The sequence below is a fragment of the Leuconostoc gelidum subsp. gelidum KCTC 3527 genome, assembly GCF_000166715.1.
Taxonomy (GTDB): Bacteria; Bacillota; Bacilli; order Lactobacillales; family Lactobacillaceae; genus Leuconostoc; species Leuconostoc gelidum.
The window spans coordinates 69,620-81,005 of the sequence record NZ_AEMI01000002.1 but is presented as its reverse complement, the minus strand read 5'-3'; the positions used below and the strand labels follow the sequence as shown (position 1 = coordinate 81,005).

The window sequence follows — 11,386 nt, the reverse complement described above, 5'->3', positions numbered from 1 at the left end:
AGAGTAGTTCTTGTTGAAAGAAAACATGTTTTTGAACATGCTAGGGAGATGACTTATGCGCTCAGTATTTAATCAGCCTGAAGCTGTTGTATTAGCTTCAAAGCACTTGATAGATGGTACTGGTAATTTACGTTGGATATACCGAGAATTGGCGCCCACAACATCGCAAGATTCAGGATGGCTGCTATTTGCTGATAACGACACGGCGCAATGGAACGAAAATTCTGAAAACTTCATGCCACTGGTAATTGAAACGGCCCTAGCTATTGAACCTAGTCTAATTGATGTGCTAGATTTACCATATGGTACTGACTTGATGCTTGATAAGCGTGTGAATGTTAAGGGGTGGTGGGATCCGAAAACACATACACCTGTTTGGTTATCAGATGGTACAGTGACACCACATATTGAAATTGTCGCTGGCGATGTCATGGAAAATGATTCAAAGTAACAAAGTATTTGTAATTTGAATCATTTTCACATATAATTGTAAATGTTGTTGTAATGAAAAAAATAACAGATGATTTATTTAATGTTATTTCGCTGTTTGTACGTTCATTATTGTTACAATAGTTTTTCATAATGGTAATATAGCCAAGTGGTAAGGCAACGGTCTGCAAAACCGTCATCGCCGGTTCGACTCCGGTTATTACCTCTAAATAAAAGGATCATTACTTATCTAAGTAATGATCCTTTTGATATGAAATGAGTTGATGCAATGTATTTTTCGTGTATTCGCCGCGACCCACACGATCAGCAATTGTTTGTATATTAATCTGCCATAATTGGTATTGTGCCTCATTTATCACGTGTAATTTTAGATCGAGATCAGTTAAATTATTAATAACAAAACCTAGTTTATGCTGGGCAATAAATTGTCCAATAGCACTTTGAGACCAAGCAATTAATGGTAACCCTGCACGTATGTACAAGCTAGCTTTGTGTGGTGTATTATAACGCGTGTAAGTTTGATAAGTTTTATCATCGAAATCGCTATCCCAGATGAGACCATAACCGTCAGTCAGGTGGTTGACAATTTCTTCGGGGTCAAAATTACCTTGATAATTGATATGTGTTGAGAAATTAACGTTTTGCCATTTTTTTGGTTTTGAACCAAAAAGAGTTAAGTTTGGACCAGTGTAATTCTGTAACCAAGGAGATTTTTGAAAAGTGCCAGCAAAATTAATATTACGGCTAAATAAAGCAGCAGGGCGTGGCTGACTGAGATAATCAAATAACGGTTGCACAATAAAGGCGGTTTTTATACCATTGGCTTGTAATTGATTCTTCATGGCTTTAGAATGGACAATAATAAAATCGTATTGGTTTAAAATCTGATATTCCCAGGCATCTTGCTTAACCAATCTCAAGGGTTCAATGTCATGAATTACAATAGCACGACGAACATTGAGGTGTTTTAATGTATGGACAAATTGACGTTCAAATTCAGCGCTCATATAGGTTGGAAATTGATGGAGGACAAGATCTTCTGGCCTAACATCTGTTAACCATTCGGAGATTTTTTGTAAGCGCGTCTCATTGGAGAAACGCGCATCATTGTAGCGCATTAGAGGCAATTCCTGCCAACCTAAAGCGACCGCAATTGTTGCATAATCCGATTTTGCTTTTAAGGCACCTGCTGGCATCCATGGTTCAATTGTATGTGTGATGTGATATGTCATATGATTATTTTACCAAAATCCGAACCATATTTAATGGAAAGTTTTAAAATACGAACGAAAAATTAAATAAAAATATAAAGTTCGCCTTTTTTGCTAAATTTTAATCATTTTATCATGGTTTCAAAGAGAAAATGACGCATAATGAGTATATAACTTTTTGAGAGGAGAGGTGTAAGTCGATTTTGGGTACTTACACACATTTTTAATTATGCAACGTTCAGCACAAATTGGTATTGGTGTTATTGCAGTCGCAGTTATTGGTGGTGGTATTTACGCTGCTACACGAGGTAGTGGTTCGCAGTCAACGGGTAAGAACAACTACACAGTTGCCTTAGTGACTGATGGTGGTGGTGTAGATGATCGCTCTTTTAACCAATCAGCATGGTCTGGTTTAAAGGCGTATGGTAAAGATAACAATCTTAAACAAGGCACAAAAGGTTTTAATTATTTTCAAAGTACTGATACATCAGATATTAAAACAAATTTACAAACAGCAGTCAAAGGTGGCTATAAATTAGTATACGGTGTTGGTTTTGCAGCGGCACCGGCAATGAATACAGTTGCCAAAGCTAACCCCAAGACAAATTTTGCGATCATAGACTCAGTGATTCCTGATAAGAATGTGGCATCGTTAATGTTCAAATCTGAACAGTCATCATATTTAGCTGGTGTTGCAGCGGCTAAACAAACAAAGTCAAAAACAGTCGGTTTTATTGGTGGTATTCATGGCGATATCATCGATACCTTTGAAGCAGGATTTAAAGCTGGTGTTGCAGCAACAGACCCAAGTATTAAAATTGTGTCACAGTATGCTGATTCGTTTACTGATGCTGCTAAAGGGAAAACAATCGCTGCATCAATGGTAGCTGGTGGTGCGGATGTTATTTTCCAAGCAGCTGGTGGCACAGGGGCAGGTGTTTTCTCTGAGGCAAAAGCTAATAATCAAAAGTTGACAGCTGATTCCGACCATAAGATCTGGGTGATTGGTGTTGACATGGATCAAAAACAAGACGGGGCTTATACGGCTAAAAATAACGAAAAGTCAAACTTTACACTTGTTTCAGCGGTTAAACGTGTGGATCATGCAGTCGAAGCACTTTCAAATGATGGCCGTAAGGGTAATTTTCCAGGTGGCAAAACGATCACATACGGCCTGAAAGAGAAGGGTGTGGCTTTGGCTAAGGATTCAGCTTCAGACAACGTATGGTCAGCAGTGCAATCGGCACAAAAGAAAATTATTGCAGGCGACATCAAAGTACCAGTACATCCATAAATAATTAATTAAAGTAAGCTTGGCATAAAAGGTAACGAGATAATGGCACACTTTGCGGATTAACCAGTGCTGACGGTTAATCTGCAAAGTGTTTTTTATATCAGTAGGTGTTAACATTGGTGTAATGGTTCATTAGTAAAATAATAATTGTGTAAAAAAACCTGACATGAGATTGCTTATAATCATAAATTTTTTGGTAAAATGGAGTTATTATGAAAAAAATAGTAAAAATTTTAATTGTTGGCGTGCTATCATTACTGGCGTTTCTTGTTACGAGTAATAATGTTAATGCGGCTCAAACGCCAAATTACATTATTACAACAGATGCAACGTACCCACCATTTGATTTTCAAGATAAAAATAATCAATATACAGGTATTGATCAAGAAATTTTGAAAACTATTGCTAAACGGCAAGGGTTTACGTATACGTTAAAGCCTATGAGTTTTAATGCTGCGACACAGTCAGTATCTTCTGGACAGGCTGATGGTGTCATTGCTGGGATGTCGATTACAGATGAACGTAAAGCAGTATTTGATTTTGGCACACCATATTATCGATCAGGTATTGGCTGGGCTGTCAAAAAAGGATCAAATATTAAATCGCTAAGTGATTTAAAAGGGCAGACTGTTGCTTTGAAAACAGGTACATCAGGAGCTGACTATGCGTTGTCAGTGCAAAAGAAATATGGTTTCAAAGTCACCTACTTTAATGATTCAGATACATTGTACAATGATGTGATCAATGGTAATGCACAAGCAACTTTTGGTGATTTACCTGTTATTCAATACGCTGTAAAAAATGGTACACAATTAAAGGTTATGAATTCAAAATCACCAATTCAAGCTGGGTGGTACGGTTTTGGTGTTCAAAAGGGTAAAAATGCGAAGTTGTTAGCTGCTTTTAATCGCGGTTTTGCAGAGATAAAAAAAGATGGCACGTATGATAAGATTGTTGCAAAATATCTAGGTGCTAGTGCGACAACGTTTACTGGCAGCAAACAAGACAATAGCTCTGTACTTGGTATACTAAAAGCAAATAATGGCGCTTTCTTAAAAGGTTTGTGGCAGACAATGCTCCTGACTATTTTAGCAATTATCTTGGCGTCTGTTTGGGGAATTTTACTTGGTGTTATGGGTGTCAGTCAAAATGCAATTTTGCGAAGCCTGTCAACAACCATCATTTATATTTTCCGTGGCTTACCTTTAATGGTACTAGCATTCTTTATCTATATTGGTTTACCTGGTGTTATCGGTATGAAAATTCCAGCGTTTACTGCTGGCCTGTTAACATTGGTTTTAAACGAAGGGGCGTATACTGCTGCTTTTGTTCGAGGTGGGTTTGCAGCTGTGGATCGTGGACAAATGGAGGCATCGAGATCTCTCGGATTGTCTTATGCTAAGTCTATGCGTAAGGTGATTGTCCCACAAGGCTTAAAAATCATGATGCCAAGTTTTATTAATCAATTTATTATTACGTTGAAAGACACTTCTATTTTATCAGCGATTGGTATTTTAGAGTTAACGCAAACGGGATCTTTGATCGTTTCTCGTAACTCACAAGGATTCAGAGTGTGGGCAATTGTGGCTGTGATATACTTAATTGTGATTACTTTGCTTACATGGCTGAGTAATTGGGTAGAAAAGAGGACACGTGCATGATGAGTGAAATACAAAAAAAAGTAAAAGTACATGTTGAAAAAGTCAATAAATCATATGGTGAAAATCATGTGTTACGTGATATTTCGTTAGATATCGCTGAAAATGAAGTGGTGGTTATGATTGGCCCTTCAGGATCTGGAAAATCAACATTTCTTCGCATGTTAAATCAATTGGAAACACCAGATAATGGCACAATTGTAGTTGATGGTTTTGATATTTCTGAAAAAGCCACTGATATCAATAAAGTGCGTGAAAATATAGGTATGGTATTTCAAAATTTTAATTTGTTTAATAACTATACTGTACTGGAAAACATTATGTTAGCACCTGTGGAACTTGGAAAATTGGATAAAGTTGCTGCAGAGAAAAAAGCACGTGAACTCCTTAAAACAGTGGATTTGGTTGATAAAGCTGATGTATCAGTGAATTCATTATCTGGTGGTCAAAAGCAACGCATTGCCATTGCTCGTGCTTTGGCAATGGAACCAGATGTGATGCTCTTTGACGAACCTACTTCAGCATTGGATCCCGAAATGGTGGGTGATGTGTTGGAAGTGATGAAGAATTTAGCTGAGTCTGGTATGACAATGATTATTGTTACACATGAAATGGGATTTGCTAAGCAAGTAGCAGACCGCGTTGTGTTTTTCGAAGCAGGTAAAATTCAAGAATCTGGCGTGCCTGAACAAGTCTTTAATGCACCAAAGAATGAACGACTACAAGAATTTTTAAGTAAAGTCATGCATGCATAAATGAAATGGTGTTTATTATGACATATGTGTTAAAATAGATAAAAAAGCCGACCCTATGGTCGACTTTTTTGTGAGATATGGGAGAGTATCATAAAATGTTTAAAAAATGTTTACTAGGGTTGGCAACACTTGTTTCATTCTTTGCATTTGTATCAACAGTTAATGCAGCTGAACCGCATTATACAATTACGACTGATGCAACTTATGCGCCGTTTACGTTTCAAGACAAAAATAGTAACTACGTTGGTATAGAGCAAGATACTATGAAAGCTATTGCGAAGCGAGAAAATTTTACGTATACTATGCGACCTATGAGTTATAATTCTGCGGCACAACTTGTTTCTAACGGGCAAGCTGATGGTATTATTGCGGGTATGTCAATCACGCCTGAACGCAAAGAAGTTTATGATTTTTCAACACCTTATTACAAAACTGGTGTTGCATGGATTGTTAGAAAAAACAGTAAAATTAAGTCATTAAATGATTTAAAGGGCCAAACAGTCGCTTTGAAAACTGGGACAGCCGCTTCGGAGTATGGCAAGTCCTTACAGGCAGAATATGGGTTTAAAGTGAAATACTTTAATGATACGGATACCATGTACAATGATGTTGTCGTTGGCAATTCAGCGGCAACATTTGAGGATATGCCAGTTATTCAGTATGCTATCAAAAATGGCATGGCTTTAAAGGTGATGAATGTTAATAAGCCAGGAAACGCTGGGTCATACGGATTTGCCGTTGAAAAAGGCAAAAATAAAATTTTGTTAGCCTCATTTAATCATGGCTTTGCTGCTATCAAAAAAGATGGCACATACGACAAGATTGTAGCGAAATACCTTGGTGCTAGTCAAGCAACTTTCTCTGGTACCAAGAAAGATAATAGCTCTATATGGGGCATTATGACATCAAATCGGGCTGCTTTATTAAAAGGCTTATGGCAAACACTTGAACTCACAGTCATAGCCATCATTTTAGCCTCAGTTTGGGGTGTATTATTAGGGGTTTTAGGTGTCAGTGAATATAGGTGGGTTCGTGCCATCTCTACAACCATTATTTATATTTTCCGTGGGTTACCGTTAATGGTGTTGGCATTCTTTATTTATATTGGTTTGCCAGGTGTGACTGGTGTTAAAATTCCAGCATTTACAGCAGGAATTATTACTTTAATTTTAAACGAGGGTGCTTATACTGGCGCGTTTGTACGTGGTGGATTTGAAGCAGTTAACCGGGGTCAAATGGAGGCTGCGCGTTCACTTGGCTTACCATATGGTAGTGCTATGCGTCGCGTTATCATGCCACAAGGGCTACGTATTATGGTACCAAGTTTTATCAATCAGTTTATTATCACATTAAAAGATACGTCAATTTTATCAGCCATTGGTTTACTAGAGCTGACGCAAACTGGAACATTAATTGTTGCGCGTAATTCCCAAGGATTCAGAGTGTGGGCAATTATAGCTGTGATCTATTTAATCGTCATTACGCTGTTAACTTGGTTAAGTAATTGGGTAGAAAAGAAATTGAAATAATTGTGAGCAAAGCGTCACCGATTCGTATGATGAATTGGAGGCGCTTTTTATGATCATAGCACTTAATGATAATCAAGAATATGTCAAGGCAGCCGATGCGATTAAAAATCAACAATTTGTATGCCCTGGTTGCAAAGAAAAAGTCATACTCAAAAGTGGTGATATCAAACAAAAACATTTCGCTCATTACGCAAAATCAACTTGTGAAACATTTTCAGAAAATGAAACAACACAGCACTTAGCAGGGAAATTACAATTGGCGATATATTTACAACATTTCGGTGATATTAAAATTGAAGCAGTGATACCAGAAATTAACCAACGACCTGACCTTTTAATGCAACGTGGACATAGACAAATAGCAATTGAATATCAATGCAGTCCGATTTCGCAAAAAAAACTTGATCAACGTAATGCAGGCTATAAAAGTCAAAATATTCATGTTATTTGGATTTTAGGCAATGACTACTATGTTAAAAATATGACCCAAACAACAATTCTAAAATTTTTAATGCAAGGGAATTTAACGTTTTATTTACCAAATGTTGAAAAATTTATCCATCGTACAAATTTCAAAAAATACGATTTTGAACGTGTCAGTTACATAGAAAAATACAGTCATCAGTTATTTGAAACAGTTACAGTTGATGATAAATTACAAATCAATATTCAAAAGCAAATTTATAAGTTACAAAACTTACTGATTCAAAAACGTATAGATGAAAAAATAGTGCGTTATCTTTATCAACGTCAACGGTTACTGCTTAATGCACCACTTTGGATTCATCAAGGTTGGCATTTTGGTCTATCTATTCCCAATTGGCATTGGCGCATGTTATCTTTACTACTTATTGAGTATATAGGCATAGGAAATGTTGTTCATCAAGATGCTTTTTTAACTAAATTAGAAAATTATGTTTTAGGAGATAAAGAATTTAAAAAGCAACAATCAATGAGTCTTTTAAAGGAACTTGTACAGCAAAAATATATTGTCAAAAAAGAGCAATACATATTAGTGAAACATGTACCCTTATGGTATGAATCTATACAAGAAAAACTAGGTAAAGTGAGAAAATAGTGATAAAATAAGATATTATATCATGTAGAGGAGAAATGTCAGTTTGACTTTTTAAAGTTGCTTATTACTTTAAGAATGATAGCTGAACGTTAATATTATGGCACAACTATTACGCAATGAAGTACCTGAAGATCTTACGTGGGATCTGTCTACAATTTTTGATTCTGATAGTGACTGGGAACTCGCTTTTGCTGCTGTTAAACAGGAAACGGAAATGTTGAGTCGTTTTGTTGGACATGTTGGCGATTCAGCTGAATTGTTACAATCTGCATTAGAGGCTGATTTGAAAATAGAACGGGAATTGGAAAAAGTGTATGTATATGCACATCAAATTTATGATCAAGACACAACAAATCAATCGTATGCGGCTTTCAATTCACGCGTACAAGCACTTTGGGCTGAAGTAAGTCAGGCAACAGCCTATTTCCAACCCGAAGTTTTAAACATACCGGATGATAAATTGGCAGTTTATTTAATGACTGATGGCTTAAAACAGTATGCACATTTATTTGAAACATTACGTGCTTTAAAGCCACACACGTTAGCTGCGGAACAAGAAAAATTATTAGCTGGTGTGGGTGATATTTTTAATGCATCAGAAAACACGTTTGGTGCACTTGATAATTCAGATATAACTTTTGGGGATGTGCATACGGAATCAGGCGAGACTGTAGCGTTGACTAATGGCCTATATAGCTTGCTACTTGAATCAAAGTCACGGGATTTGCGCCGCGAAGCATTTGAAACATTGTATGACAGTTACATCGGGTTGCAAAATACATTTGCTTCAACTTTGTCATCTCATATTAAAGGACATAACTTTTTAGCTAAAGTGCGTCATTATAATTCAGCACGCGAAGCTGCTATCTTACCACACAACGTCCCAACAACTGTTTTTGATACGTTAAGTCAAACGGTAGCGGCTAATTTACCGTTGTTACATCGCTTTGTATCATTACGTAAAAGAATCTTAGGCGTAACAGATGTGCATAGTTATGATTTGTATGTGCCATTGGTGGATGAAGTTGATTTTGACGTCACATATGAAAAGGCGCAAGAAATTGTGTTAGCTGCTTTAGCACCATTAGGCCAAGATTATCTTGATATTGTCAAAAAAGCATTTGATGAACGCTGGATTGATGTTGTTGAAAATAAAGGGAAACGCTCAGGAGCATACTCGAGTGGGACTTATGATACAAATCCTTTTATTTTGTTAAACTGGCAAAATAATTTGAATAATGTTTATACGCTGGCTCATGAAATGGGTCATTCTGTTCATTCTTATTTAACACGACATAACCAGGATTATCATTATGGTGACTATCCGATTTTCTTAGCAGAAATTGCTTCGACAACTAATGAAAGTTTACTAACAGATTATTTACTAAAAACAAATAGTGACCCTAAATTTCAAGCATATGTTTTAAATCAATATCTTGATGGCTTTAAAGGAACTGTCTTTCGTCAGACGCAGTTTGCGGAATTTGAAAATTGGATTCATGAGCAAAGTGCAGCGGGTGTCGCTTTGACTGCTGACCACATGAGCACCTATTATAGTGAACTTAACCAAAAATATTATGGACCAGATTTGTTTCCGGATGAAGAAATTGCGTATGAATGGACACGAATACCACATTTTTATTATAACTACTATGTTTATCAGTACGCAACGGGTGAAGCGGCAGCGACAACATTAGCAGAACGCATCATTAAAAATGATGGCGCAGAAGATTATAAAGCGTACTTAAAAGCCGGTTCATCGGACTACCCTTTGAACGTGATTTTAAAAGCTGGTGTGGATATGAGTCAAGCTGATTATTTAAAGCAGGCATTCAATGTGTTTGAAACACGATTAAATCAATTAGAATCATTATTAATCAAGTAAGTAATAAGGCTATTATTGTTTTACAATACATAATAAATAGTATATATTACTGAATCAAAAGATGTGATGGATAGGATGCGTGATCATGAATAATGAGCAAATAGAAATAAAAATGGCAACGGCGCCACAACAATTAGTTGAAGTGGCACTTGGGGCGCTTAATCAAACGTATACACCTTATTCACATTTTCCGGTGGGAGCAGCGTTATTAACGGACGATGATACAATATTTAAAGGTGTTAATATTGAAAATGTATCGTTTGGCTTAACAAATTGTGCAGAAAGGACGGCTATTTTTAGTGCAATTGCTGCAGGGTACAAACAATTTAAAGGACTGGTTATTGCTGGGCGTACTGATGAACCAATTGCGCCTTGTGGTGCTTGTCGGCAAGTAATGGTAGAATTTTTTGAACCCGATATGCCAATTTGGTTAATTAATGATACAGGTAAAGAAATTCAGACTACTATTGCGGCATTAATGCCGGGATCTTTCAATGCTTTAAAATAGTTGGCAACATGTGAGAAATTATTTAGAATATTAAGGGAGATAGTATGAAAAAAGTATTAGTATTTGATGAAATTGCAGAGACGGCTATTACTTACTTAAAAGCAAATGATCTTGAAGTTATTTCAAATAAACAAAATGATGATAATGACTTGATTGCACACTCAGATGCTGATGGCATGATCTTAATGATGCATCCTGTGTCAGAAAAAATATTGTCTCAAATGCCAAAGCTGAAGGTAATTGCGCGTTATGGTGTTGGCTATGATAATGTGAATTTAGATGATGCCGATGCACATGGTATTATTGTGACAAATACACCGGGAGCAAACGCAACGGCTGTAGCTGAAACTGCTGTTATGCATATGCTAATGGCTGGACGTTCATTTTATCAACAACGTCTGAGTATTACTGAAGATGTTAACAACATACAAATAGGTCAGGAAGTTACGAATAAAACTATTGGGATAATCGGATTTGGTGCAATAGGTCAAAAAATTGATCAATTGTTAACAGGTTTTAATGTTAAAGTATTGGCATACGCTCGGCATAATAAAGTGGTTAAAAATGGCCGTATGGCTTCCCTTGAAGAGATTTATACGCAATCGGATTTTGTGGTACTGGCACTACCCGCAACATCTGAAACCAACAATATGATTGATATGGCCGTTTTTAAGAAAATGAAATCAAATGCGGTATTAGTCAACATTGGTCGAGGGACAGTCATTGATGAACAAGCGCTGATTAATGCGCTGAAGTCTGGAGAAATTGCTGGTGCTGGTTTAGATGTCGTAGCTGTTGAACCAATTAGTGAAGATAATGAACTACTGTCTTTGCCTAATGTTTTTGTTACACCACATGTTGCAGCAAAATCACGTGAAGCTTTTGATACAGTTGGATTAACTGCGGCAGAAGAAGTTGTCCGTGTACTAAATGGTCAAGCACCACGTTATCAAGTGAATTAAAAAGCATAAAGCGGCAGACAGAGATTATTATAATCTCTGTCTGCCGCTTTATGCTT

General features: G+C 36.7%; 10 protein-coding genes and 1 tRNA gene. 10 read left to right on the top strand and 1 reads right to left on the bottom strand.

The genetic code is table 11. The features are described 5' to 3' along the window. Positions 1–55 precede the first annotated feature (55 nt). Both EUI_RS0100640 and EUI_RS0100635 read left to right on the top strand, forming a co-directional pair. The gene (locus EUI_RS0100640) at positions 56–451 is read left to right on the top strand and encodes an immunity protein Imm33 domain-containing protein (RefSeq protein ID WP_010015366.1); all 396 of its coding nucleotides are present in this window, start codon (positions 56–58) and stop codon (positions 449–451) included. Positions 452–584: 133 nt separating this feature from the next. Further along, positions 585–655: transfer RNA gene (locus tag EUI_RS0100635), tRNA-Cys, on the top strand. A gap of 16 nt (positions 656–671) precedes the next feature. On the opposite strand, the gene EUI_RS0100630 is transcribed toward EUI_RS0100635, so the two are convergent. Then, positions 672–1,682 carry a sugar transferase gene (locus tag EUI_RS0100630; RefSeq protein ID WP_010015365.1) on the bottom strand — a complete coding sequence of 337 codons (1,011 nt, stop codon included), beginning with the start codon at positions 1,680–1,682 and terminating at the stop codon, positions 672–674. A 208-nt stretch (positions 1,683–1,890) separates the two neighbouring features. On the opposite strand from EUI_RS0100630, the gene EUI_RS0100625 reads away from it, so the two are divergent. The 8 genes from EUI_RS0100625 to EUI_RS0100590 all read left to right on the top strand — a co-directional run bounded on the left by EUI_RS0100625 (position 1,891) and on the right by EUI_RS0100590 (position 11,330). Further along, the gene (locus EUI_RS0100625) at positions 1,891–2,955 is read left to right on the top strand and encodes a BMP family lipoprotein (RefSeq protein WP_010015364.1); all 1,065 of its coding nucleotides are present in this window, start codon (positions 1,891–1,893) and stop codon (positions 2,953–2,955) included. 212 nt (positions 2,956–3,167) lie between these two features. Continuing rightward, positions 3,168–4,616 (top strand): ABC transporter substrate-binding protein/permease, encoded by a 1,449-nt coding sequence (locus EUI_RS0100620; RefSeq protein ID WP_010015363.1) that lies wholly within the window; start codon positions 3,168–3,170, stop codon positions 4,614–4,616. Further along, a complete protein-coding gene (locus EUI_RS0100615) occupies positions 4,616–5,368 on the top strand; it encodes an amino acid ABC transporter ATP-binding protein (RefSeq protein WP_014947680.1) in 753 nt (250 codons plus the stop codon). The genes EUI_RS0100620 and EUI_RS0100615 overlap by 1 nt, the downstream gene beginning before the upstream one ends. Before the next feature lie 95 nt (positions 5,369–5,463). Beyond that, on the top strand, positions 5,464–6,897 hold the full coding sequence (locus tag EUI_RS0100610) for an ABC transporter substrate-binding protein/permease (protein WP_010015360.1): 1,434 nt from the start codon (positions 5,464–5,466) through the stop codon (positions 6,895–6,897). A 49-nt stretch (positions 6,898–6,946) separates the two neighbouring features. After that, entirely contained in the window at positions 6,947–7,975 is a 1,029-nt protein-coding gene (locus tag EUI_RS0100605; protein WP_010015359.1) for a competence protein CoiA, read from the top strand. A 97-nt stretch (positions 7,976–8,072) separates the two neighbouring features. Beyond that, a complete protein-coding gene (gene pepF / locus EUI_RS0100600) occupies positions 8,073–9,860 on the top strand; it encodes an oligoendopeptidase F (protein ID WP_010015358.1) in 1,788 nt (595 codons plus the stop codon). Positions 9,861–9,972: 112 nt separating this feature from the next. Continuing rightward, complete coding sequence (locus tag EUI_RS0100595; RefSeq protein WP_029508482.1) at positions 9,973–10,368, top strand: cytidine deaminase; 396 nt, start codon at positions 9,973–9,975, stop codon at positions 10,366–10,368. A gap of 44 nt (positions 10,369–10,412) precedes the next feature. After that, positions 10,413–11,330: an NAD(P)-dependent oxidoreductase gene (locus EUI_RS0100590; RefSeq protein WP_010015356.1), complete on the top strand. Its 918-nt coding sequence runs from the start codon at positions 10,413–10,415 to the stop codon at positions 11,328–11,330. Positions 11,331–11,386: the final 56 nt, after the last annotated feature.